This is a genomic window from Enterococcus sp. JNUCC 77, from assembly GCF_054819945.1.
This window is the reverse complement of record NZ_JBTHIG010000001.1, coordinates 262,192-285,459: the sequence shown is the minus strand read 5'-3', so window position 1 is coordinate 285,459 and position 23,268 is coordinate 262,192. Positions and strand designations below refer to the sequence as shown.

The 23,268-nt window shown below is 36.4% G+C and carries 26 protein-coding genes; 3 read left to right on the top strand and 23 right to left on the bottom strand.

All coding sequences use genetic code 11. The features are described from left to right. Nucleotides 1-66: 66 nt before the first annotated feature. The 11 genes from ACVWNY_RS01515 to ACVWNY_RS01465 form a co-directional block, all read right to left on the bottom strand. Nucleotides 67-1,293: a zinc-binding dehydrogenase gene (locus ACVWNY_RS01515; protein WP_454071571.1), complete on the bottom strand. Its 1,227-nt coding sequence runs from the start codon at nucleotides 1,291-1,293 to the stop codon at nucleotides 67-69. Between the two features lie 20 nt (nucleotides 1,294-1,313). After that, complete coding sequence (locus tag ACVWNY_RS01510; RefSeq protein WP_454071570.1) at nucleotides 1,314-2,177, bottom strand: mannose/fructose/sorbose PTS transporter subunit IID; 864 nt, start codon at nucleotides 2,175-2,177, stop codon at nucleotides 1,314-1,316. Nucleotides 2,178-2,189: 12 nt separating this feature from the next. Further along, nucleotides 2,190-3,002 carry a PTS mannose/fructose/sorbose transporter subunit IIC gene (locus tag ACVWNY_RS01505; RefSeq protein WP_438718937.1) on the bottom strand — a complete coding sequence of 271 codons (813 nt, stop codon included), beginning with the start codon at nucleotides 3,000-3,002 and terminating at the stop codon, nucleotides 2,190-2,192. A gap of 18 nt (nucleotides 3,003-3,020) precedes the next feature. Then, nucleotides 3,021-3,509 carry a mannose/fructose/sorbose PTS transporter subunit IIB gene (locus tag ACVWNY_RS01500; protein WP_218327548.1) on the bottom strand — a complete coding sequence of 163 codons (489 nt, stop codon included), beginning with the start codon at nucleotides 3,507-3,509 and terminating at the stop codon, nucleotides 3,021-3,023. A gap of 2 nt (nucleotides 3,510-3,511) precedes the next feature. Next, entirely contained in the window at nucleotides 3,512-3,925 is a 414-nt protein-coding gene (locus ACVWNY_RS01495; RefSeq protein WP_454071569.1) for a PTS sugar transporter subunit IIA, read from the bottom strand. 11 nt (nucleotides 3,926-3,936) lie between these two features. Then, nucleotides 3,937-4,737, bottom strand: coding sequence for an SDR family oxidoreductase (locus ACVWNY_RS01490; RefSeq protein ID WP_218327550.1), 801 nt, complete (start codon nucleotides 4,735-4,737; stop codon nucleotides 3,937-3,939). A 164-nt stretch (nucleotides 4,738-4,901) separates the two neighbouring features. Then, nucleotides 4,902-5,849, bottom strand: coding sequence for a sugar-binding transcriptional regulator (locus tag ACVWNY_RS01485; RefSeq protein ID WP_218327551.1), 948 nt, complete (start codon nucleotides 5,847-5,849; stop codon nucleotides 4,902-4,904). 104 nt (nucleotides 5,850-5,953) lie between these two features. Next, on the bottom strand, nucleotides 5,954-6,361 hold the full coding sequence (locus tag ACVWNY_RS01480; protein WP_218327552.1) for a hypothetical protein: 408 nt from the start codon (nucleotides 6,359-6,361) through the stop codon (nucleotides 5,954-5,956). Continuing rightward, on the bottom strand, nucleotides 6,358-6,798 hold the full coding sequence (locus tag ACVWNY_RS01475) for a LytTR family DNA-binding domain-containing protein (RefSeq protein WP_218327553.1): 441 nt from the start codon (nucleotides 6,796-6,798) through the stop codon (nucleotides 6,358-6,360). Before ACVWNY_RS01475 ends, ACVWNY_RS01480 begins: the two co-directional genes overlap by 4 nt. Nucleotides 6,799-6,938: 140 nt before the next feature. Then, complete coding sequence (locus tag ACVWNY_RS01470) at nucleotides 6,939-7,280, bottom strand: YlbF/YmcA family competence regulator (protein ID WP_218327554.1); 342 nt, start codon at nucleotides 7,278-7,280, stop codon at nucleotides 6,939-6,941. 63 nt (nucleotides 7,281-7,343) lie between these two features. Next, nucleotides 7,344-9,524 carry a PBP1A family penicillin-binding protein gene (locus ACVWNY_RS01465; RefSeq protein WP_218327555.1) on the bottom strand — a complete coding sequence of 727 codons (2,181 nt, stop codon included), beginning with the start codon at nucleotides 9,522-9,524 and terminating at the stop codon, nucleotides 7,344-7,346. A 183-nt stretch (nucleotides 9,525-9,707) separates the two neighbouring features. On the opposite strand from ACVWNY_RS01465, the gene ACVWNY_RS01460 reads away from it, so the two are divergent. Further along, nucleotides 9,708-10,574: an RluA family pseudouridine synthase gene (locus tag ACVWNY_RS01460; protein ID WP_218327556.1), complete on the top strand. Its 867-nt coding sequence runs from the start codon at nucleotides 9,708-9,710 to the stop codon at nucleotides 10,572-10,574. After that, nucleotides 10,571-11,389, top strand: a complete 819-nt coding sequence (locus ACVWNY_RS01455) for a PrsW family glutamic-type intramembrane protease (protein WP_218327557.1) — start codon at nucleotides 10,571-10,573, stop codon at nucleotides 11,387-11,389. The genes ACVWNY_RS01460 and ACVWNY_RS01455 overlap by 4 nt, the downstream gene beginning before the upstream one ends. A 229-nt stretch (nucleotides 11,390-11,618) precedes the next feature. On the opposite strand, the gene ACVWNY_RS01450 is transcribed toward ACVWNY_RS01455, so the two are convergent. The 11 genes from ACVWNY_RS01450 to ACVWNY_RS01400 form a co-directional block, all read right to left on the bottom strand. Continuing rightward, nucleotides 11,619-12,092, bottom strand: coding sequence for an S-ribosylhomocysteine lyase (locus ACVWNY_RS01450; RefSeq protein ID WP_218327558.1), 474 nt, complete (start codon nucleotides 12,090-12,092; stop codon nucleotides 11,619-11,621). A 104-nt stretch (nucleotides 12,093-12,196) separates the two neighbouring features. Beyond that, entirely contained in the window at nucleotides 12,197-13,693 is a 1,497-nt protein-coding gene (xylB, locus tag ACVWNY_RS01445; RefSeq protein ID WP_218327559.1) for a xylulokinase, read from the bottom strand. Between the two features lie 14 nt (nucleotides 13,694-13,707). Continuing rightward, nucleotides 13,708-14,745, bottom strand: coding sequence for an aldose epimerase family protein (locus ACVWNY_RS01440; protein WP_438718947.1), 1,038 nt, complete (start codon nucleotides 14,743-14,745; stop codon nucleotides 13,708-13,710). 27 nt (nucleotides 14,746-14,772) lie between these two features. Beyond that, a complete protein-coding gene (locus ACVWNY_RS01435) occupies nucleotides 14,773-15,549 on the bottom strand; it encodes a triose-phosphate isomerase family protein (RefSeq protein ID WP_454071568.1) in 777 nt (258 codons plus the stop codon). 15 nt (nucleotides 15,550-15,564) lie between these two features. Further along, nucleotides 15,565-16,680 carry a dihydroxyacetone kinase subunit DhaL gene (gene dhaL, locus ACVWNY_RS01430; protein ID WP_438718949.1) on the bottom strand — a complete coding sequence of 372 codons (1,116 nt, stop codon included), beginning with the start codon at nucleotides 16,678-16,680 and terminating at the stop codon, nucleotides 15,565-15,567. Then, the gene (locus ACVWNY_RS01425) at nucleotides 16,677-17,687 is read right to left on the bottom strand and encodes a dihydroxyacetone kinase subunit DhaK (protein ID WP_438718950.1); all 1,011 of its coding nucleotides are present in this window, start codon (nucleotides 17,685-17,687) and stop codon (nucleotides 16,677-16,679) included. Before ACVWNY_RS01425 ends, dhaL begins: the two co-directional genes overlap by 4 nt. Before the next feature lie 86 nt (nucleotides 17,688-17,773). Continuing rightward, nucleotides 17,774-18,322, bottom strand: coding sequence for a D-lyxose/D-mannose family sugar isomerase (locus ACVWNY_RS01420; protein WP_438718951.1), 549 nt, complete (start codon nucleotides 18,320-18,322; stop codon nucleotides 17,774-17,776). Between the two features lie 20 nt (nucleotides 18,323-18,342). Continuing rightward, entirely contained in the window at nucleotides 18,343-19,455 is a 1,113-nt protein-coding gene (locus ACVWNY_RS01415) for a PTS fructose transporter subunit IIC (protein ID WP_218327565.1), read from the bottom strand. Nucleotides 19,456-19,458: 3 nt separating this feature from the next. Then, nucleotides 19,459-19,776 (bottom strand): PTS fructose transporter subunit IIB, encoded by a 318-nt coding sequence (locus ACVWNY_RS01410; protein WP_218327566.1) that lies wholly within the window; start codon nucleotides 19,774-19,776, stop codon nucleotides 19,459-19,461. 19 nt (nucleotides 19,777-19,795) lie between these two features. Next, entirely contained in the window at nucleotides 19,796-20,254 is a 459-nt protein-coding gene (locus ACVWNY_RS01405; protein ID WP_218327567.1) for a PTS sugar transporter subunit IIA, read from the bottom strand. A gap of 75 nt (nucleotides 20,255-20,329) precedes the next feature. Next, nucleotides 20,330-21,199, bottom strand: a complete 870-nt coding sequence (locus tag ACVWNY_RS01400; RefSeq protein ID WP_218327568.1) for a ketose-bisphosphate aldolase — start codon at nucleotides 21,197-21,199, stop codon at nucleotides 20,330-20,332. A 191-nt stretch (nucleotides 21,200-21,390) separates the two neighbouring features. Between ACVWNY_RS01400 and ACVWNY_RS01395 the strand changes: the two genes are divergently transcribed. Further along, nucleotides 21,391-22,170, top strand: a complete 780-nt coding sequence (locus ACVWNY_RS01395; RefSeq protein ID WP_454071567.1) for a DeoR/GlpR family DNA-binding transcription regulator — start codon at nucleotides 21,391-21,393, stop codon at nucleotides 22,168-22,170. A gap of 107 nt (nucleotides 22,171-22,277) precedes the next feature. On the opposite strand, the gene apf is transcribed toward ACVWNY_RS01395, so the two are convergent. Beyond that, nucleotides 22,278-22,901: an aggregation-promoting factor gene (gene apf, locus ACVWNY_RS01390; protein WP_218327570.1), complete on the bottom strand. Its 624-nt coding sequence runs from the start codon at nucleotides 22,899-22,901 to the stop codon at nucleotides 22,278-22,280. Between the last annotated feature and the right edge of the window lie 367 nt (nucleotides 22,902-23,268).

Below are 23,268 nucleotides of genomic sequence, written 5' to 3'. Positions count from 1 at the left end.
CAAAAACCATCGAAGTGACGAAAATGTTCGTTAAAAAACGCTCTTACCGTAGTAAGAGCGCTCACTTTAAATTTCTGGATATTTGGCTAATACATATTCTTCCGCCGCTTTACTCCAAATACCATCTGTTTGACTTAAGATTTCTGCCAATGGACTATTTTCTGGTAATTCTGCCAGATTAGTTAAATCAGCTTTTTTGTGGGTATAAACTAATTTTTTTCCACCACCGATAGCTGGTTGATCTAATGTAGTTTCTGCCACTGCATTTAAACCTAAGATATGAGTCACTACATTGGCAACTTTTACTTGTTTATTTTCAATCAAAGCCACCGCTTTTCGCATGTCTTCTGTATTTCCACCAGATGTACCGACAAAATGCGTTGCTGAATAATGAACATCATAAAAGTTCACCGTTGCAGTAAATTCTTTATCCTGTGGTCCGGCAAAAAAGTTTAAACAGCCGTCAGGATTCAATGCTTTAGTCGCTTCCGTCAACACTTCACCGATAGGTATCATCACAAAAATATCATCAAAGCCGCCGCCAACAATTTCTGATAATTTTTCTGCTTGATTAGGTAAGTCTTTTACATTCACATAACTAACTTCAATACCATTTTGACTAGGATACAATTTAGCTGCACGATTTAATTTATCGTCATGTTGATCAGTCACTACAATTTTTTTAGGTTTGACTGGTCCATTTAGTGCATAATCAATCGCCAATAATCCCATTGGACCGGTTCCACCCATAATTAACAAATTTCCATCGGGTTTGATTCCCATGTGGTGTTCATAGCTACCATTTTTAGTATGATAATTTGCTTCAAAAGCACCGATTACGCAAGACAACGGTTCGATTAATGACCCTTCAAAATAAGTTTCTCCATTATATGGAATTAAACAATCCTGATTCATCACATCTTCTGAAATAACAATATACGTCGCATCACCACCCGTATAAGGATAAGAATAACCAGGACAATCTGGTCGATCTGGCAGTTGTAAATTTGCCTGAACAACGTAACGTTCACCTTTTTTATATTTGTGAGACCATTTACCCCCAACTTCTAGAATTTCCCCACAAAATTCATGTCCAATAATAATGGGGTTTTCAGCCAAATCGTTCGGTGATTTTTTATGATCTGCTCCTTGATTGGCCAGTTTCCAAGTGGACATACAAATACTGTCTGTCACAACTGAAGCCAAAATCTCATTTTCTTTAATTTCAGGTAATTCAAATTCTTCTAAACGCAAGTCCTTTTTTCCATATAAGCGAACTGCTTTTGTTTTCATGACTAAATCCCCCATTTTTTTTATGCTAAAATACCTAACCAGTAACCAATAATCCCGACAGCAAATAATGCAAAAATCAAAACAATCGGACTGACTTTTTTCTTCAATAAATACATCATTAACAATGTTAAGCCTAATGCCGGCAAACCTGGCACCAAATCATCTAAAACATTTTGAACAGTTGTGATTACCGTATTGCCATCGGTACCTGGTGTTCGAGAAACCACCAATGGAATATTAATTGTTGTCCATTTAGTTACCAAGACACCCATAATAAATAGTCCTAAAATAGTTGCACCCTCGGTTAATTTTTGTAATAAATTCCCCGATAAATCTTTAACAATGTCCATTCCTTTGCTGAAACCGTAAGTTAAACCAAACCATTTCATCGATAATCGAACAGCGTTAAAGGCCACGAAGAATAAAATTGGTCCCATAATATTTCCGCTTAAGGCTAACGAAGCACCCAATGCTGCTGTAATCGGTCGTAAAGTTCCCCACACAAGTGGATCGCCTACCCCTGCTAAAGGCCCCATCAAACCAACTTTCAAACTATTAATCGTACCAGCATCAATATCTGCCCCAGTTGCTTTGGCTTCTTCCATCGCCATCGTCACACCAATTACTGGTCCACAGACAGCTGGTGTTGTATTAAAGAAGGTCATGTGTCGCTGCAAAGCTTCAGCCTGCTCTTCTTTCGTATGATAAACTCGTTTGATTGTTGGAATCATATCAACACAAAAAGCTAATGCATGAATTCGTTCGTAGTTAAAAGAGGCTTGTTGGAAGTTTGAAAAAACAAAAGTCGTCATTAAATCTTTTTTAGTTAATTGCGATTGCGAATAAATATTTTTTTTAGTTTTTACTGTTTCAGTTATCTCCATCTGATCTTCCCCCTAGTCTTCTAACTCATCGTCAGCTAATTCGCCTGCGACAACGGCTGCTACGTAATTTCCTTGTACTTCATTTTTCTTGAAGTTAGGATTTAATTGAATGTAAATCAAAGCTGTAATTAATCCGACAACCCCAAATGCCAACAAACTAAAGTCAAGATAACCAGCTAAAACGAAACCTAGATAGAAGAATGGCATCAAATAAGCAACGCTCATCATATTTAAGACCATGGCATAACCTACCACTACGATAAAGCCACCGGCAACGGCCAAACCACCAGTAATAACATCTGGAATCATATCTAACATTTTAGTCACCATCTGCGCATTAACGAAGGTCGCCACGATAGTAGCTGGAATTGCAACCCGTAACGCTTGTACAAATAAGGCGCTAAAGTGTATGAAAATAATTTTATTAAAATTGGCTTTTTCAGCTTCTTTGTCTGCTGCGTGTTGAAATGCAACTGTGATAGTGCGGGCAATTACCGTCAAGACTTGACCAGCTGCTGCGACCGGTAAAGCAATCGCAATGCCGGATTGAATATCTTGCTGCCCTACTACTACTAAAATCGTTGAAATGACACTAGCCAGCGCAGAATCGGGTGATTGAGCTGCTCCGATATTCATCCAACCTAGCGCAATTAATTCCAGCGTACCGCCTAAAATAATACCTGTTTGAACATCCCCTAAAATTAAACCAACTATCGTACAAGCAATCAGTGGGCGATGTGTCTGAAATTCATCTAGCACACTGCCCATTCCGCAGATACATGAAAAAATAAAAATAAGTACAATTTGTAGAGTTGATATTTCCATTTACACTTCCTCCTCTGATTAAAGCCCCGCTTCTTTTAATTTCCCTTCAAAATCTCCTTTTGGATCAGTTGCCACCACTCGTAAATCTAGTTCAACACCCATCTCTGCTAATTTTCTAAAGGCTGCCACTTCTGTTTCATCCACTGAAACAGCTTTTGTAACTTGTGTTCTACCTGTTTTAAATTGCATTCCGCCGATATTAATTGATTGAATTGGAATTCCCGCTTCAATCATAGTTACCACTTCCATTGGATTGGTAAATAAATAGAAAACCGTCTCGTCAGCATATTTAGCATTGTTGTATACTTTTACCGCTTTTTCCGGATCGACAATGTTCACCTTAATTCCCGGTGGTGCTGCTTGTTTCACTAAGGTTTTACGAATATCATCTTCACTAACCTCCTGGCTGACTACAATAATGCGACCAGCTCCCGCTTCTTTTGCCCAAACAGTGGCAACTTGCCCGTGGATCAGGCGATCATCAATTCTTGATAGTTTAATTTTCATTTTTAAAAATCCTCCTCATCTTCGATTACTTGTTGACTAAAAGCTTGAACTGTTTGACTAGGAATAGTCGTCAGGTGAGTAACAATTTCTGATAACTGACTATTTTCCAGCATACTAGCTGCTTCTAAAACTAAAGGTAGTGACATTCCAGATACAATTTCAATTTTTTGATCGGGCTGTTCTAACGCTAATCCACAACTGGCGTTATACGGTGTCCCACAAAATAAATCACATAGAATTAAATAATTGGCTGCGTCCGTCATTGATTCTTTAATTTTTTCTTGTAAGGTCTGTAAACCATCGCCATTTAGAAACTCGACTGTCTGAAAATCTTTTAATTCACCAAAAATCATTTCGGCTGAATTTTTCATTTCATGTGCCAATTTTCCGTGGGCAACTAAAATGACTTTATTCATAATTAAACTCCTTATCCTCTGGTTTTTCCTCCAGCTACATTGACGGTCACTCCAGCGATGTAACTTGAACGATTGGACATAAAGTAAGCAACTAAATCAGCAACTTCAGATAATTTTCCATCTCGTCCTAAAGGAATTGTTTTGGTATTGGTATAGCCTGCTCGTAATTCTTCTACTGTAATACTTCTGGTGTAGGCTAAGGCCGTCTCATAATCAATGGTTCTTAAACCTGTTTCTTCCATAATGCCAGGAGCAATTCCGACTACTCGTACACCTTTTTTTCCTAATTCTTTCGCCCATGACCGTGTCAAACTATTTACTGCCGCTTTGGTTGAAGCATACACACTTTGACCTTCAGAACCCTCCAGACCAGATTCAGAAGACATATTGATAATCACGCCATCACCTTGTTTCACTAAAACCTTACCGACCGCTTGTGCCATTAAATAAACACCCTTTAAATTAATATCAACCATCTTGCTAAAAATACGTTCATTCACTTGAAACTTGCCATCGTCTGTTAATTTTTCATCTACCAAAAGTGCTGGAATATTTACGCCTGCATTGTTAACTAAGGCATCAATTCTTCCAAATTTTTCCACGGCTAGATCAACTGTTTGATTGACTGAATCAGCTAGAGTCACATCCGTTTGGCTAAATAATAAATTTTCATGGCTAAACTTGCCTGCTTGGATATCGGCATTTACCACGTTAACCCCTAACTCGCATAATTCTTCTACAATCGATGCACCAATTCCTGAAGAACCGCCTGTCACAATCGCTGTTTTCCCACTAATTTCTAACCAATCCATTTTTTTGCCCACCTTTTTAACATTTGTGATTTTGTTTTAACATTTGTTATAAGTTAGTTTAATCCCTTATGTAATCGTTGTCAATAACTATTTTCACTTTTTTTATTCTTAAATCACAAAAGTGCAGATTTAGGCAAAAAAAAATAAGCGGTTTTTTAGACCACTCATCTCTTTAAAACTTCTTTGGCTGTTTCTTCGGTAGTCACCAAAACATTAATGTAATCACCCTTTAAAGCTGCAGCGATAGAGTCCGCTTTTTCCACAGATTCGGCAACGCCAATTCGATAAGCAGCACGTTTTAAATCTGTTCCATCAATGCCAATCAGACGCTCGTCTAATTCATTTTCAATATGTTCACCAGCAATATTATAAAACCGAGATACCACATCACCAATAACTTTTTTTCCTTCCAAATAAGCTAGCACATCTTCGCCATAAAATTGTTTCCAACTTTCGCTAGCTTTTAAACTAGGTGAGCCAATTCCTAAAATAGCAATATCAATTCTGCGCCAATAGGTAATTAACTCTTGATTAAACTCATTTTCCATCAACGCTTTTTTTAGTGAGACCGTCTCAGGAAAAGCCGGTGAATCAATTAATAATGCTCGTCCATTTAATTTTTTGGAAGCTTCATAAGTGATAGTGTTAACGTGAAAATCACTACTTAATCTGCCAGAGGGCCCACCAATCATAGGTACACATAAAATATTTGAAGCATGATGATCCGTCAACCCCGAAGGAATGGCAGACATGGTCTCGCCCCATGAAAACCCGATAATCATATCATCAGCAATAATTTCCTTCAAATAGGAATCCAAACCGTCAGCCAATAAAAGATCCTTTTGTCCGCGGCTTAAGTCGTTCGCCGCTGGTACAATGATCGCTTTTCTTAATCCAAATTTCTCTTGTAACTCTTTTTCAATGTGATAGGAACCAGCCTTATCATAGTTGATGGAGATATTCACGATTCCTTCATTTCTCGATCGTTTTAATAAACGGCTAATGGTACTACGGTGAATATTTAGTTCTTTAGAAATTTGATTTTGATTTTTATCTTCTTGGTAATACATTTCGGCAATTCTAACCAATAATTTATCTTCTTCCGTACTCAAAACGACATCCCACCTTTTCACGTTTGTGCATAATTGTAACTAATGTGATTATACCTTTTTATTGCACAATTGTGAAGTTGTTCGAACTGCCAAGCCTTTTTTTATCATTTAGTTAACTGATTCAATTCTTCCACTATCTTTTTATTTTGAAATTTACGGTAAAAATAAAAACCAATTACGTGTAAAACTAGATTAATCAATAAAAATAATCCCCAAAATGGCAAGATAATTTGAAACATTTCCACTGAGAATAGATAAACTGCTAAATAACCAGCAGCAAAATTTATCAAAGTTGTAATCACAATATTCACCGGTGCCGACCATGTCCCAAAATTCCAAAGATAAGGATAAATTACGCCAAAAACACCACCGATAATTATTGCGATAACAATAATATGCCAAAAATAGGAAAATTGTACTTGTGGATTGCCAAAGCCGAGATTGATGATGATTAATAACCATACCGTAGTTAAAAACGCTGCTTGCATAAACTGATTTTTTAAATTTTTCATTGTAATGCCTCCTTGATTTGTTTTGCGTAATGGCGACTGACTGAAAAAGTTTGTCCATTTTTAGTAAATACTTCTAGCCTGGCATACTGACCATTTTTGAAACTAGTCACTTGCGCCAAATTTAAAATGACTGAGTTATTAATCCGAAAAAGTTGAACTGCTTGTAAATCAGTAAAATCTTTCAAACGACCTTTCAAATAAAACACTTGATCATCATTTGTATAAACTTTTGATAACTGGTCCATCGCTTCAATCATAAAGATCATTTGAGAATCTATTTTAAAGCGTCGTTCATTTACTGGTTGAATGACTTCTAATTCAACCGTTTTTGTAAACAATGACTGAAGTTTGTTGGTCAACTTTTCATTGACTGGATGTAACGTTACTCCCAGTTCTTCTTTTGGATAATTTTTATCCCACAACCAATTAATTTTCATCTTGCTCCCCCTCTGTATTGATAATTTAGCATTAAACTAAACCAGAAGCTTCTGTTTTTTAGTTTGTTGCAAAAGATGCTTCCTTTGTTGCAACAAAAAAAGACTAGAACAAAAATGTCCTAGTCTTACAAAAGTTTTGCTTAGCCTTGGTAAAGATCACGAATCGGTGTCATAATGATGCGATTTAAGTCGTTGATAATTACGCTGAATGCTTGTTCTTTTTCCATCAAGCTGTTGATTAATGCTTCTTGTTGGACTTTCATTGCGATTTCTTGCGCTTTGTCTGCATCTTCATCAGTGAAAGTTTCACCATTCATTTGTTTTTCTTGTAAAATTTGTTGCATTTCTTGGAATTCTTTGAATAAAGCGAAAGCTGCTTCGTCTGCTTGTAATGTTGCAAAAGCTGCTTCTAATGCTTTAAATTCGTCTAATTCTCGTAATTCTTGTTCTAATCCATTTGCTGAATCATAAATGTTTGCCATGCTTATATCCACCTTTTCTTAAAGAAATTTACACTTGATTGTAACATGAAACTGCTTTATCGGCTAATTTCCTTGTATCCTTTGCCAAAAATTATTGATTCCTTGACGAGCCTTGTCGACAGCCGAATCAATCCCTTCACTAGCTTTATCGCCGAATTCTTTTATTTTGTTTTCCCAATCAGTCGTTCCACCATCAGTAGTATTTGGATCAACGGCTTGTTCATTGACTTCATCAGGTGTCATTACTTCACCGCCAGTCACGTATGCATCTGCTACTTCAAAATTGGCTGTCTCGACATGAGGTAAGATGCCTTCTGCTTCTGATTTGAAAATTTGACCGACTTGTTGTCCACTTGTACCGGTTAAGTAATGGGATTCACTAACATTTTCATAGCCTAACCAAGTCGAAATCACCACATTCGGTGTATAACCGACAATCCATTGGTCGTTAACTTTAGTGGCATCAAAGTTTGTTTCTGTCGTACCCGTTTTTCCTGCCACAGTATAACCATACGGTGCAGCCTCTACGCCGGTTCCGTTACTAAAGACACCCAACAACATACTGGTCATTTCATTAGCTACTTTTTTCGACACCACTTGTTCATATTTCGGTTTCGTATTATCAACAATCACTGCGCCGGTCGAATCAATAATTTTAGTAATTAAATAAGGATCATACATTTTTCCTTCATTCGCAAAAGCACCATAAGCTCGAGCCATTTCAAGGGGCGAAGCACCAGTTTTTAATCCACCTAAAGCCAAGCCATAATATTTATCGGAATCATCTAAATCAATCCCAAATTCTTCAACTTTATTAAAGCCCTTCTCAATCCCCATTTCATGCAGCAACCAAACGGCTGGAATATTCAAACTTTGAGCTACCGCTTGATACATAGCGGCTTCCCCAGAATAGGTGCCATCATAATTTTTCACATCATAATAATCTAATGGTGAGTCTTGTAAAGTACTGCTAGGAGTATAACCAGATTCTAAAGCTGGCGCATAAACACTCAGTGGTTTCAAAGTTGAACCTGGTGAACGGCGCATTTGAGTAGCAAAGTTAAATTCTCTAAAGACGTGCTCGCCACGACGACCAACTAATGCTTGAACGCCTCCGTTTTGCGGATTTAAGGCAACTGAAGCGGATTGTGGTGCAACACCATCATCAGCAGCGGCAGGAAAGTTATAATCATTATCATAAGTACTTTCCATTTGTTTTTGATAATCTTGATCCAACGCAGTATAAACTTGATAACCGTTGTTTAATAATGCTTTTTCGCTAATGCCATATCGATCAACAGCTTCATTAATAACCGCATCAAAATAAGATGGGTAAGTATATCCGGCTTCTTCCGATGAATAAGTATCATTTAACAAACTGCCTAAATCAACACTAGCTTGCTGAGTTTGTTCTTCGGCACTAATTTTGCCGTTTTCTGCCATTAAACTTAAGACCGTATTGCGGCGATTGGTGGCATTTTCTAAATTATCGATCGGATTGTAAATACTTGGTCCCTTCAACATCCCGGCAATTGTCGCGGATTCTCCCACAGTTAATTGACTAGCATCTACACCAAAATATTTGTGGGCTGCATCTTGGACACCCCAGACTCCGTTACCAAAATAAGAATTATTTAAATACATCGTCAGAATTTCATCTTTGCTGTATTTTTTTTCGATTTCCAGTGCCATGAATAATTCTTTGGCTTTTCGCTGAAAAGTTTGATCTTGACTGAGATAGGCATTCTTAGCCAACTGCTGCGTAATGGTGGAACCACCGCCGGTAATCCGACCACTAGTCACAATTCCTAAGGCCGCTCGGGCGATCCCTTTAATATCAAATCCATGATGCTCGTAAAATCTTCGGTCTTCAGTCGAAACCACCGCATTTTTTACTGAGTCAGATATTTGATCTGCTTCAACATAGGTTCCTTTTTGACCGTATAAAGTCCCCGCCTTTTGACTATCCTGATCATAAATCACCGTGGACTGTTTTAAGCTAGACTCCAAAGTTTCTACATCAACTGACTTGGCTAAAACAAAAAGGTAAATACTGGTAACCAAAATCCCTACCAATGCTAAAAGCAGCAAGATTTTATTGATATAAAACTTTTTCCAAATTCGTTTGCGCCAGTGGTGAAAAGTAATTAAATGTGGTTTCAACCAGCGCCAAAAAATCCCTAGACCACGTCCGATAGAGCTAAAAAAAGCTTTTAGTTTGTCTAAAATCGTTTGAAAATCCATCAATCGATCTCCATTTCTATAAATTCTATTCAAAAGTGTAGCATATTTATATTTTGTTTGACCTGAGTCTTAAGACCGAGAGTCATAATGACACGATTTTACCACGAGAAAAGTAGAAAAAATTAATATTTTCCTTAAATAATCGTTAAATGATACAATATCCAAGATATGAGGTGAAATAAAATGGAATTTACTATGACATTAGCAGAAGATTTTAAAACTATGACGGTCAAAGAATTATTGGAAGAAGAATGGCTGGTTCCTAGAAAAGTCCGTCATTTTATCCGAACTCGAAAAAGTATTTTAGTCAATGGACAACCAGTGCATTTCCAAGACCAAGTAAAAGCCCACGACCAAATTGATTTAGAAATTGCTGACAGCGATTATCCTGTCCGTAACATTTTATTAGGCGATGCCAAACTAGTGCAGCCTTTATATGAAAATCAACATTTCATCATTGTAAATAAACCTGCTGGTATGAAAACTCATCCTAATCAGCCAGCAGAACAAGATACTTTATTGAATCATTTAGCTGCTTATTTAGCGCCAGATTTCCAGCCCCATGTGGTCCATCGCTTAGATAAAGAAACTAGTGGCGCTATCTTATTTGCAAAAAATCAATTCGTACTACCAATTTTGGGGCGATTATTAGAAAGCAAACAAATTTATCGTCGCTACCAAGCGCTTGTTTGGGGAAACATCACCAATGATTTAACAATCAACCAAAAAATTGGGCGTGATCGTCACGACCGTCGGAAACGCCGAATTGATCAAAAAAATGGACAACCAGCCATTACCCACGTCACAGTCGCCCAACATTTAAAAAAACAAACTGCAATTTATTGCCAGTTAGAAACTGGTCGCACTCATCAAATTCGCGTGCATTTGGCTAGTATCGGGCATCCTTTAGTTGGGGATCCGCTATACAGTAAAGACGCCACTGGTCGTTTAATGCTACACGCCTGGCAACTTCATTTGACTCACCCTTTTACACAAGAAAAAATTTCTGTTACGGCGAAACCAGGTATTTTCACGGAGGAAAGCACATGAAAAATAAGCTAATTTTAGTGATTGCACTGTTCCTATTCGCCGTCGGTTTTGATTATGAATTATTAGGGTTAGCTGCCTTACCAATTAAGAATCAACAATATTTGATTTTGCTCGTCTCCTTTCTATTAGTGGCACTTTTTTTAATTCCGGCGACTTATTTATTTTACCGGCTAGAAAAGAAATTTAAATTACCTTATTATTTTTTTCCACTAGCTTTTGTTTGTGGCTATTTCATGCCTGGTTGGTTGGCAGCTTACGGCAATCAAGCTGGTGTCGAAATTTTGCATCTGGTTTTTGGTAATGGAGAGTTTATTAAAGCTTGGCAAGATGCACTAACTGCACCGATAGTAGAAGAAAGTGTTAAATTTTTAGTGGTCTTTCTTTTATTGAAATTGTTAAAAGTTAGACGTTCGGCAGCTGTCTTTGTTTTAGGTATGGCAGTCGGATTAGGCTTTCAGTTTTCAGAAGATGTTTCTTATTTAGTTAATCAAGCTAGTCAGGATTTTTCGCAAATTTTTGCCGTTGCCTTTTCACGCCTTTCTGGTGCCTTAGCTTCTCACTGGATTTATACCGGACTCGTCTCTTTAGGTGTATTCACTATCTATAGTAAAAATCGTCTGTTTAGTAAAAAATGGGGCTTTTTCTGGGTAATCGCAGCCGTATTGCTACACTTTGTTTGGGATACACCAATAAATGATTTCCAACTTGGTGAACTTTCTATCGTTGCTGACAGTTTAACCGCCTTTAGTTTATTTTTAATTTTTCAGATTATCTATCAGCTTTGGCAACAAGAAAAAAGCAGTTTAATTGGTTGACAGAACTGGCACTTCCCGTTATTATTTTTATTCTGTATGACAAATTAATAAAGTAATAAGGGAATGGTTTTACATGAAACAACGACTACTAGAAAAATGGCAGGAACGTAAATGGCTCTTACTTAGCACTGGTTCCATTGCTGTAATTGATGTATTTTATGCTTACTTAACCCACTAAAATAAAACAGCTGTAACGAAACAGATTCTTCTGTCCCCGTTACAGCTGTTTTTAAATGACTTTTCTTTCAAAAGCATCTTCAGAAATACCTTCTGCTAAAACTTTTTTAGACCATTCTTTAGCCGAAAAGAGCGAATGATCCCGATAATTGCCACAACTTCTGATATCTACGCCTTGCACGTCATCCCAAGTCACTTTGTCGGCAATTTCAATCAAAGCTGCTTTAAATGCCAACGCCACTTCTTGCGCAGTCGGTTCTCCCCAAGTAATTAGATGAAAGCCTGTCCGACAGCCAAATGGTGAACAATCGATCACACCTGATAATCTTTCCCGTAATAAATCTGCCAATAAATGTTCAATCGTATGAATCGCCGCTGTTGGTAATGCTGTTTCATTCGGTTGCGTCAATCGTAGGTCAAAATTAGAAATTTTATCTCCTTCTTTTCCTTGCGACACCGTAATCAGACGAACATAAGGTGCTTTAACTTTTGTATGATCCAAACCAAAACTTTCAACTTCTGCCATTTGCCGATACCTCCTCATCAATCTTTAATTTATAATTTCTCATGATTTAGAGATTCTTTCAAGTAATTTATTTTATGCATTCAACAAATAGTTATTTGATTCTTTTAGGTATTAAGATTTTGAAGCTCATGGCTCAATTCTTTTGTGGCATGATAAATTTTTTTATAAAGTACATAATACTTTTTATAAACATTGGCTGTTTCAGTTGGAAAATAACTTGGACCATATTGAACAAAAGTTTGAATCATTTCATTAACTGAATTAAACCAGCCACATCCCAAAGCTGCTAGCATTGCTGCACCTAGACCTGGTCCTTGTTCCGTTTGCAGGGTGATAATTTCTGTTTCAAAAATATCCGCTTGGATTTGTAGCCATACTTTATTTTTAGCACCACCACCAATTGAAACGATTTTTTTTAAACGTTTTTGTTGGATGCTTTCCATAATCATTTGACTATCTTTCAAAGAAAATGTTATCCCTTCAATAACGGCACGAACAAAGTGCTCCTGATGATGCCGATTATCTAATCCAATAAAACTTCCACGAATTTGACTATCCACATAAGGTGTTCTCTCTCCCATGATGTAGGGAGCAAACAATAACCCCTCAGATCCTGCTGGAACATTTTCAATTTCAGCTAAAAAATCAGTGAAGATTTCTTTTTTTGCAAAGTTTTGTTTAAACCAATTTAAACTCTGACCAGCTGCTAAAGTAACACCCATTGAATAGTAAGCGTTTGGTATAACATGATTAAAAAAATGTAATTTCCCTTGATAGTCGCGAATATTCTCGCCTTCAAATGTAAGGAATACACCCGATGTGCCGACACTCACTAGACCTTTATCTTCAGAATCTATCCCTGCACCAAGAGCTGCACAAGCGTTATCTGCTCCTCCTGCAACTATTTTAATCTTAGGAGACAATCCTAATTCTTTAGCTAAATCTTGACGAATTGTACCAATAATTTCTGTAGCATCTACAAGTTTAGGAAAAATATTTTTAGGTAACTCAAAAATATCTGCAATTTTCCAGTCCCATGTCTGATGAATCACGTCCAGTAGCAATGTACCTGCAGCATCAGAAAAATCGGTTTGAATATTGCCAGTCATCCAATAACCTAGATAATCTTTTGGTAGTAAAAAGGTTGCTACTTGTTCCCAAATATCTGGCTCGTGCTCTTTAACCCATAACATTTTAGGTAAGGTAAATCCTTCTAATGGGCGATTCTTAGTTTGTTCTAAAACAAGTTCCCCCGCATGCTCCATAATGTATTGACATTCCTTTGTTGTGCGAACATCATTCCATAAAATAGCAGGTCTTAGAATATTTTGTTTTTTGTCTAATAAAACTAAGCTATGCATTTGTCCTGAAAAACTAATTGCACTAATTTTATCCATGGCTTGCGGTTTTTCAGAAATAAGTTTTTGAATCACTGTTTTAGCTGCAGCAACCCATCCTAAAGGATTTTGTTCGCTATATCCAGCATGAGGATTACTCAAAGGATAATCTGCACTAGCTGAAACAATCATTTCTCCCTGTTGATTCACTAATAATCCTTTCAAGCTACTTGTTCCAAGATCTAAACCTAATACATATGTCAATGTGCTCTCCCCTATTATTTATTTGTATTTAAAAATTCAAACACAGTTTTGCTAGAATATGTTTTATTTGGTTCTAAAATTATTTTTGGATCAGCTTGATGAATAGCATCTGGCAGGTTTTGTGTTTCTAGGGTCACACCGCTGTGTTTAGACAGCCAACCATTCTCTGCTAAAAATATCTGATTCGGTAGCTTATTTCCCGTATAGACTACAATACTTTCTTCTGAAGTTGTTAATTTAATCATTATTCCCGTTTCTTCATTTTCTAAGATTGCCCCTTCAGGAGAATCAGTATTTATCAGGTAGGCTAAATCAATTCCTTGAGAACCAAGTGTCAATTGTTCATGCTCATCATTAAATGTCTCTTCAAGTCTTCCACCTTGCAACTGTAACCTTTGATTCCCTTCAACCGTGAGATTTAATAAATGACCTGTCGGTAATGTTCCTTGTTTAATTTCCTGAACTTTCTCTGCATTTATTTTTAAGCTGTGATTTTTGACAGATTCGGTTCTCGGATTAAGATTAAAATAGGTATGATTTGTCGGATTAAAAATTGTTTTTGCATCGGCTTTTGCTTGATATAAAATTTTAAAAGAATTGTTACAATCTAGTGAATAAGTCACTGAAAAATCAATTTTCCCAGGATAGCCTTTTGTTTGATGGTTAGTTAAGTAAAGAATCAACTGATCCCCCTGTTCATTTGTTGCTGTTTCTACTTGATAAAATTGTTTATGGTAACCACTAAAGCCACCATGCAAATGATTATCACCTTCGTTTTTTTCTAGTTGATAGCTAGTACCATCTAATTCGAAAGTGCCAGCTGCAATTCTGCCAGCTACAGGGCCTATGACCGCACCAAGAAATAAAGGATTTTCGTAATAATTTGAATAGTCAGCATAATTGAGTACACAATTAAACTTGTCGCCATTTTTATCAGGAACCTTAATACGTGTAATGACTGCACCATAGTTTAAAACAGAGATACTCATCCAGCCGTTGTCTAAGATGTATTCCACTAAATCGTCATTTATTTGTTTTTGAAAAATCGTCATTTTTATTCTCCGTTTCTGGAAATTAGCTTATTCCTTCACTTCATTTTTAATTTTCAAAACTAAGTCAACAATTTCTTTAAAATTTTGTGGATCATGACCAAAACGCCCAACAAAAACACCATCAACATTTTCATCTTTTACGATCGCTTCAGTATTCTCTTTACTTACCGAGCCACCATAAATAATTCTAACTGCTTGAGCAACTTCATCACTGAACAAATCAATCATTTCTTCACGAATAATTCGATGGGCTTGGTGCACATAATCTGCTGAAGCAGCCTCTTTTTGACCAATCGCCCAAATTGGCTCATAAGCTAGAATAACTTTTTTTAACTGTTCCTCAGGAATGTCTGACAAATCGGCCCTTAATTGTCTATTTAGTTGTTCTCGTAATCGTTTTTTTTGTGTTTCGTCTTCACCAATACATACTACTGGTGTAACTTGATTAGCTAAAGCCAATTTAATTTTTTTAGCAATACACTTATCTGTTTCGCCTAGCTCTTGGCGTCTTTCAGCATGACCGACTTCAACAAAATCGGCTTGCCAATCAATTAAAGACTCGATTGATAATTCTCCTGTCAATGCACCATTAGCAATCGGTGCAATATTTTGTGCACCAAAATGGATTTCTGTATTAACTAGATAATTACTAACTACAGCTAATGTTCCCATGCTTGGAAAAACAAATAAATCCGCCTCAATAGTTCCAACACACGATTTTTTTAACTCGCCCAGATATGTCTCCATGTCCGTTTTTTTATTTTTGTATATTTTAAAACTAATGCCAATCGCAGGTTTCCGCATAAATTTACCTCACATTTATTTTTTTGCTTCATATTGACTGATTTGATTAATCTTTGGTTCTGATCGTGTTCCTGGTTCAAAGGTGTGAGATAGGTACTCTGCTAACAATAATTTAGCTGAGTCAATTCCTTGAACAAATGCTCCAAAAGTTGCTATTTGCGCATTATTACTTAATTGTGCCCGTTCAGCTGAATATATATCAGTAATTTGAGCAGCACGAATACCTGCGACTTTATTAGCAGCAATCGCCATACCAATACCTGTTCCACAGCATAGTACACCACGGTCAATTTCTTTATTTTTAATCGCATGAGAAACATCAAAAGCTACAGCTGGATAATCCACTGAACTATCTACCGGTACACCGAAATCAACTACTTCATAGCCTAATTCCTCAGCATATTTTTTTAAATCATCTTTAAATTCAACGGCGTTATTATCTGCGCCAAAACCAATTTTCATTTGTCTTCCCTCCATATTTTTTTCTATATCAGTATTTTCAACACTTTTTAAATAATCATACATAGCTGTAAAAATAATATTAACTGAAGTAGCGCCAGCATCTTGATAACCAACCGTTCGATCACCTAAAAATTTTGATCGACCAAATTTCGCAGGATATTTTTTTGTTTTTTCGACACCGACAGTTGCACTTTCACTGGCTTTTTCCAAAGCAATCATGAAATCAGCTGTTTTGTAATTATTTAGCGTTTCTGTTGCAGGGATTAGTGCATCTAACATGGTTTTATCTCCAAGCTCAGCTTTCCCTCTTTTTTGAATGTCCTTAATTGCTTGCGCCATACCGTCATGTAAATCTTCTACTGAAATTGTTTTTTTATCTTTTGTCGTTTTAGCCAGTCCAAGAAATAAAGAGCCAAAAATTACTCCAGAAGCACCTCCCATCGATCCCATCATTGCCATACCAGCTTTTTTAAATATGTCACCAACAGTTGCTTGCTGTTCTTCATGTAAAGTTACTAAAATGGCCTGTGCACCGTTCCTCATTCCAATCCCATGATCACCATCGCCAATCTTTTGATCAATTTCACCTAGCTGTTCTTCATTTTGAATCAAAGCACTAGCAATTTGTGAAAGCATTTCATAAACTTGTTGTATGTTTAACTGCTTCATTGTTTTACCTCTCTTTTAAAGAAACAAGGACTATCGGCTGCCACTTGGTATAACTCAGCCAATTCCTGATTTAAACTTTGAATTGTAATAGAAAAACCAGCCATTTCTTGTGTAGTACAAATATTTCCAATTACTGTATCCACTGTTTTCAAGCCCTTTTGGCTTAACAGTTGTTGAATTTCATTATTGATAATATATAACTCCATCATCGTCGTAGATCCCAGGCCGTTGACACAGACAATAACTTCTTTTTCTGGATAAGTTGCGAGTTCTCCTTCTAAAGCTACAAACATTTTTTCTACTAATTCTCGTGCTGGTAATAGTTTCATTCGTTCCAGTCCCGGTTCCCCATGTATTCCTAAACCAAATTCGATTTCATCTTCAGCTAATTCAAAATTTGCTTTTCCATTCATTGGATTTGTTCCTGGAGCAATCCCTACACCAATTGAAAAAGTTCGTTTATTTGCTAACTGACCAAGCTGATGGCAGCGTTCTAATGAAAAACCTTGGCTAGCAGCGGCGGCAACTTCTTTAATAACAAATAAGTCTCCAGCGATTCCTCGACGTTCTGTTCGTTTCTCATAAGTAGCTGAAGCCACATCATCAATAATAGGTAAATTACATACTTCTATTTCTTCAAGTTCAGCAAGTTCTGCTGCTACTTCGAAATTTAAGACATCCCCTGCATAATTACCAAACAAACAAATAACTCCAGCTCCTTGATCAGCCTCTTTAATTGCCTCAAGAACTGTATCAGGAGTGGGGGCTGTGAAAATATTTCCAACAGCTACAGAATCAGCAAAATTTTCACCAATCAATCCAAAAAAAAGTGGTTCATGGCCACTACCACCACCCACAACCACACCTACTTTACCTGGTGTTTTATTTTTTTTATAAAGTACTCTTGGGTTATCATCTGATTGGATGATTTGGCCTTTTTCAGCGGCTAAAAAACCAGCCAACATATCTTCAATCAATGTTTCCGTTGTATTTATAATTTTTTTCACAAAGCAAACTCCTTTACTCACTGAATTCAATTAAAGCGCCTTATAAAATGTCCTATCTGTCCATTTTAAAAGCGCTCTAAGTTTATTTATCGATCTCTGACATTACGTTTAACAGAAGGATTCGTAAAAAGATCATATTCATCGTAACTAGGCGATGAAAACTCACTAATTACAGCTCCCTCATTTCCAGCCTGAAACCAATGCTTAATTTTAGGATCAATCGTATATTGTTCCCCAGGTAATAAACGAATTTCTTTTCTAGCTGTATAATATTCTTTACTTGATTCAGGGATAGTTACGCTAATTTTACTAGTATCTATGGTTTCTTCCGCTTCAACATATAAGTAAACTTCTCCCCAACGACAGCGAAAAGTTTCTTGCTTTCCTTCTAGTCCATTTTCTAAGTTAGGATGCAAATGTTCTGGGCAAGTTTGATTAGGTAAGAGGACCATTTCTTTTGCACAATAACGTTTATTATTAACATAAAGAATCAGATTTAAGGCTTCTTTTTCGATATTATTTAAACCAAAATCAGCATAGTCAATTGATGCTAATTCCTCGTCAGTTAAAACAATTTGAGACTTTTGATAAAGATCTTTTACTCTTTTTTTATAATCTTCAGTTACTTCACTCATTAACTATTCCTCCAATTATATTAGCTAATTTTTAATTCACTAAAATCAATATCTTTTTCATCTTCTTCAGTCAGCTCTTTGACATCTTCATAAGCAACTGGTCTTTTAAGAACAAATAGAATAATTGCATCAACTAAAGAACCAATTAGCAATGCTGCTAACCACGAAAGGGGATGTGTCATTGTTACCATCGCAAATAAACCACCATGAGGAACGGGAGAACCTGCATTCCAGATCATGCTCAACGCACCACCCACTCCTGCACCAATTCCTGTTGAAACAATACAACGCCATAAATCATTGAAAATAATCGGGTAACACCCTTCAGTAATCATGCAGACCCCCATTGGGAAAGCTGTCTTCAGTGTTTCAACCTCTGTTTTTGTATAGATATTTTTACCCACGATTTTTTGAAAGAAGTAAGCCATGGTCATGCCAAATGGTGTGACCATCGAAGCTAACATTAAAACCGCCATTGGTTCATTGATACCATTGGATTGTAAAGACAATAAGAAGGCAAATACGACTTTATTAATTGGTCCACCATAATCCACAGCTGACAATACGCCCACGATTAAACCAAACATTAATTTTTGATTAGTGTCTAATCCCAGTAAGAAATTATTTAACGCTTCAGTCAATGCAGCAATTGGAAAACCTAGAATATAATACATCACAAAACCAATCACAATTGAGGAAATAAAAGGAATAATCAACATCGGTTTTAATCCGTCTGCCCACATAGGAACTTTCAATCGATCTTTTAAAAATTTAGTAAAATAACCCGCAATATAACCACCGATAAAACCACCAATAAAACCTGCATTCATATTAATTGATATCATACCCACTAAAAACCCTGGTGCAATTCCGGGTTTGTCTGCAATCGAAAATGAAATTCCAGTTGCAATTACGACTGGTAACATGCCTAAAACTAATCCACCCATTGTGTACATTACGTCAAAAAAATTGTAAGGGTTATCAATACTTTCAATTGTTACGCCTCCCAAAAGACTACCAATTGCTAGCATGAAACCTGCACTAACAACTACTGGAATCAGATATGAGATTGCCGTTAGTGCATGTTGCTTAACGTTTGTAAAGAGTTTCCCACTCTGCTTGACTTCTGCCATTTTTTAAACTCCTCCTTTAACCACTTCTTCGACTTTTTGAATAAATTTGTTAGGAGATTTAATCACTAATTCAGTTGGTACTTCAATTATTTTCATCCCTTCAAAACGATCCTTTCCACTCACCTTTACATCAGCAGCAATGACCGCAACATCCGCTTCTTTTAGTACTGCTTCTGGAATAGCATCTTCTGTCCCAATAGTCCCTTGTGTTTCAATATGAATTTCATGTCCCGCCTTTTCAGCTGCGTTTACTAACTTTTCTCTAGCAATATAAGTATGGGCAATTCCCGCAGTACACGCTGCTATACCTACTATTTTCACAATATATTCCTCCTATATCTTATAAAAATGCTTGTTTTACTTCTTCAACCGTCGTCGTACTCATCAATTGTTCAACTACGTTATCATTACCTAACTTTCCTGCCAATGCTGCTAACATTCTTAGATGTTCACTTTCACCACCATCTCCAGCCTTTACACAGAACAAACAAACAATTCTTACAGGTTTATCATCTAAACTTTCCCAAGGAATTTCATTTTTGAACATTCCAATGGCTATACCATTTTTGATAACGCTTTCACTTTGTCCATGAGGAATAGCTATTCCATTTCCTATACCTGTTTTACCAAGTGATTCTCTGTAATAAATATCTTTCTCAAATGAGGGAATACTCGAAATATAATTTTGATCTGACAATAACTGTGCCATCTGTGTTATCGCCTCTGCTTTTGTACTACCAGTAAGATTCACAGCTATAATTTTCTCATCTAAAATATTGTTTAAATCTACTTGTTGCACGTTTGAACCCTCCTTTTTTAAGATTCTTCTACGTCAAGTGGTAAACAGCGCTTGACGTAGAAAGAACAAGCTTAATTAGTAATATAAATCTAACTTATTGTCTGACTTGAATAAATTAATCTTGTGTAAAGCAGTTTCTTTAGCAGCTAAATTACAGTCGGGGAACACCACATTAGGTTCACGAATTTCTGCATTTCCACTATCCAAAACTTCTCTTAATTTATCGGCAAAAGAAATTTTAATATCAGAAGAAATGTTAATTTTAGCGATACCTAAATCAACAGCTTGGCTTATTTCTTTATCTGGATTGCTTGATCCTCCATGAAGAACCAACGGAATATCAACAATTTTAGCAATTTCTGCCAAAATATCTAAGCGTAACTTAGGTTCTACATTTTTTGGGTAGATTCCGTGAGCAGTACCAATCGCAATTGCTAAAGAATCAATCTCAGTCCGTTCAACAAATTCTTTGGCTTTTGTCGGATCGGTGTAAATAATTTCACTTACGCCACCCTCAACCGTGTTTCCCGTATCACCGATTGTTCCTAATTCTGCCTCTACTGAAACCCCAACTGCATGAGCAGCTTCGACGACTTTTTGAGTCATTACAATATTTTCTTCAAAAGGTAAATGAGAACCATCAATCATAACGGAGGTAAAACCTAATTGAATAGCATGAATGACTTGTTCAAAAGATGCACCATGATCTAAATGAATTGCTACTGGTACTTTACTGTGATTTGCTTCGTAGATTACCTGACTAACAAAGCTGTCTCTGAGAAACTCTAATTCTAACGGATGAATTGCCATCATAAAAGGAGATTTTGCTTCTTCACAAGCTTCCATCACCGCCGTTAGCAATTGACCACTTCCTGCATTAAAAGCTGGAACTGCAAAATGATTTTCTTTTGCAACATCTAACATTTGTTTTCCCGTAATTAACATGACAGTACCTCTTTCTTTTTTTTGTTTTTTCATTCTTTATTTTTCTTTTTATTTCTTTTTATTTCTTTTTACAACAATAATATACAACTGAACACAAAAAATGTCAATGATTAATTTCTATTTTTTTCTTTTGTTTTTCTTTTGTTTTCTTTTGAAATGATTTATAATAACGATGAAGGAGTTGATAACTCATGTTAGCTACCGAACGTGAATCGCTAATCAGAGAAAAAATCATAACGAATGGAATAGTTTATGTGGCGGACTTAGTAAAGGAAATGAACGTAACTAGTCCAACAATTAGAAATGATTTAGACAAGTTAGTAAAAAAATATGATGACTTAGATCGTATTCATGGGGGAGTCATTTACAAATCGAAAGAAGAAAATTCTTTATCAGAAGTTATTACAGGTTATAGTGAACGATCTTTCGAAAACATTTCACTAAAAAAAACCATCGCAAAACGGGCTTTACTATTGATCGAGAACGGAGACACCTTATTAATGGATTCTAGTTCCACATGTTTTGAATTGGCCTCACTGTTGGCTGAATCAAATAAAAAAGTTACTATCATAACAAATGGCTTGTCTACCGGCACAGTTTTAAAACAAAATCCCAAATTAACTGTCTTAGTCATTGGTGGTTTGCTGCACCCTAGCTCGAATACTATTTATGATGAATTCAATAGCCCCATTTATACCATGTTTAATATTGATAAGTATTTTTTTTCTGCATCAGGTCTTTCTATCAAAAGTGGTTTTTCTGAATTTAATATTATGGAGGTTAAAAATAAGAAAGCAAATGTTGATAAGTCTCGCATTTCAATTGCATTAGTAGATAGTACAAAATTTGATAAAGACTCAACCTCAACCTTTTGCACGCTGGCTGAAGTTGATTATTTAGTCACCGATGATCAACTCGAGAACAATCTTGCGAATGAGTACCGCAAAGAAATCAATTTGCTAATTGGTTAACTGTTACTAATTTGATATTTAACATGGACTGACAATAGCCCCTGGTTTTATATAATAAAAAAAAGCTCTCGACAATTTTGTCGAGAGCTATATTTATTATCTTTATCTTAATACCAGCCGTTTGCTTGCCAGAAAGCTTGTGCGCCTGTCCATGAGCCGTAACGAGAAGTTACATATTGGTCAGCTACTGCTTCTTGGTTTGCTGCAGAATAGTCACCATTTAAGTATGAGTTAGTTAATTGGTAACGTCCAATGTATTGACCGTTAGTTGCAGTATATGAACCGCCTGATTCTTTTTGTGCAATCCATTCTTTTGCTGCTGCATCCGAACCAGATACAGTGGCAGCTGGTGCTGCTGTTTCAGCAACTGCTGGAGCTGCTTCTTCTACTGCTGGAGTTGGTGTTGCTTCTGGAGTTGCTTCTTCTACTACTGGCGCTGGAGTTGCTTCAGTCGCTGCTGCTGCAGTATCAGTTGCTGGTGTTGCTTCAGTATTGCCTGAGTTAATAGTTAAAGTTTGACCAGCATAAATCATGTTTACATCAGTAATGCTGTTTGCTTCTGCAATAGTATTAACTAAGCTGTTATCACCAGCAATTTTTTGAGAAATTTTTGATAATGTATCGCCTGATTGTACTGTATAGTTTTCAGCGGCTTGTGCTTCTGTTGAAACTGCTAAACCAGCACCTGCTGCCAATACTGAACCAAATAAAAGTGTTTTTCCTAAATTCATGAATATATATCCTCCGTTGTTTGAGTAAATTCTGTCTTATCGACTACGTTAGTAACTTTAACAGCTTTTTGTATTTCGTGGGTAAAAATACAATGACATTTGGTTACAGTCTGATGTAACAATGTAACAAAAAACTATTTTAACCTTCTTTCTGTCACAATTGATTTTTGCGGATTTTTCTTAAAATGCTTGTAAAATAAAGGAGAAAGCGGATTTTTCAGGATTTTCATTTTCTGCTTAGATTACGAGAATGTATCGGTGCAATATTTCTGTAAAAAAACGAGAGAAAAATTTATAAAACGCGACTTATAGTTTTTTTCATGCTGGAAATAATTATTGAAGAATTTTAGCTTTTTGATGATATCTA

Coding starts and splice junctions, on each gene's coding strand:
- ACVWNY_RS01515 (WP_454071571.1), bottom strand. CDS start 1,293: ATGAAAACAAAAGCAGTTCGCTTATATGGAAAAAAGGACTTGCGTTTA.
- ACVWNY_RS01510 (WP_454071570.1), bottom strand. CDS start 2,177: ATGGAGATAACTGAAACAGTAAAAACTAAAAAAAATATTTATTCGCAA.
- ACVWNY_RS01505 (WP_438718937.1), bottom strand. CDS start 3,002: ATGGAAATATCAACTCTACAAATTGTACTTATTTTTATTTTTTCATGT.
- ACVWNY_RS01500 (WP_218327548.1), bottom strand. CDS start 3,509: ATGAAAATTAAACTATCAAGAATTGATGATCGCCTGATCCACGGGCAA.
- ACVWNY_RS01495 (WP_454071569.1), bottom strand. CDS start 3,925: ATGAATAAAGTCATTTTAGTTGCCCACGGAAAATTGGCACATGAAATG.
- ACVWNY_RS01490 (WP_218327550.1), bottom strand. CDS start 4,737: ATGGATTGGTTAGAAATTAGTGGGAAAACAGCGATTGTGACAGGCGGT.
- ACVWNY_RS01480 (WP_218327552.1), bottom strand. CDS start 6,361: ATGAAAAATTTAAAAAATCAGTTTATGCAAGCAGCGTTTTTAACTACG.
- ACVWNY_RS01475 (WP_218327553.1), bottom strand. CDS start 6,798: ATGAAAATTAATTGGTTGTGGGATAAAAATTATCCAAAAGAAGAACTG.
- ACVWNY_RS01470 (WP_218327554.1), bottom strand. CDS start 7,280: ATGGCAAACATTTATGATTCAGCAAATGGATTAGAACAAGAATTACGA.
- ACVWNY_RS01465 (WP_218327555.1), bottom strand. CDS start 9,524: ATGGATTTTCAAACGATTTTAGACAAACTAAAAGCTTTTTTTAGCTCT.
- ACVWNY_RS01460 (WP_218327556.1), top strand. CDS start 9,708: ATGGAATTTACTATGACATTAGCAGAAGATTTTAAAACTATGACGGTC.
- ACVWNY_RS01455 (WP_218327557.1), top strand. CDS start 10,571: ATGAAAAATAAGCTAATTTTAGTGATTGCACTGTTCCTATTCGCCGTC.
- ACVWNY_RS01450 (WP_218327558.1), bottom strand. CDS start 12,092: ATGGCAGAAGTTGAAAGTTTTGGTTTGGATCATACAAAAGTTAAAGCA.
- ACVWNY_RS01440 (WP_438718947.1), bottom strand. CDS start 14,745: ATGACGATTTTTCAAAAACAAATAAATGACGATTTAGTGGAATACATC.
- ACVWNY_RS01435 (WP_454071568.1), bottom strand. CDS start 15,549: ATGCGGAAACCTGCGATTGGCATTAGTTTTAAAATATACAAAAATAAA.
- dhaL (WP_438718949.1), bottom strand. CDS start 16,680: ATGAAGCAGTTAAACATACAACAAGTTTATGAAATGCTTTCACAAATT.
- ACVWNY_RS01420 (WP_438718951.1), bottom strand. CDS start 18,322: ATGAGTGAAGTAACTGAAGATTATAAAAAAAGAGTAAAAGATCTTTAT.
- ACVWNY_RS01415 (WP_218327565.1), bottom strand. CDS start 19,455: ATGGCAGAAGTCAAGCAGAGTGGGAAACTCTTTACAAACGTTAAGCAA.
- ACVWNY_RS01400 (WP_218327568.1), bottom strand. CDS start 21,199: ATGTTAATTACGGGAAAACAAATGTTAGATGTTGCAAAAGAAAATCAT.
- ACVWNY_RS01395 (WP_454071567.1), top strand. CDS start 21,391: ATGTTAGCTACCGAACGTGAATCGCTAATCAGAGAAAAAATCATAACG.
- apf (WP_218327570.1), bottom strand. CDS start 22,901: ATGAATTTAGGAAAAACACTTTTATTTGGTTCAGTATTGGCAGCAGGT.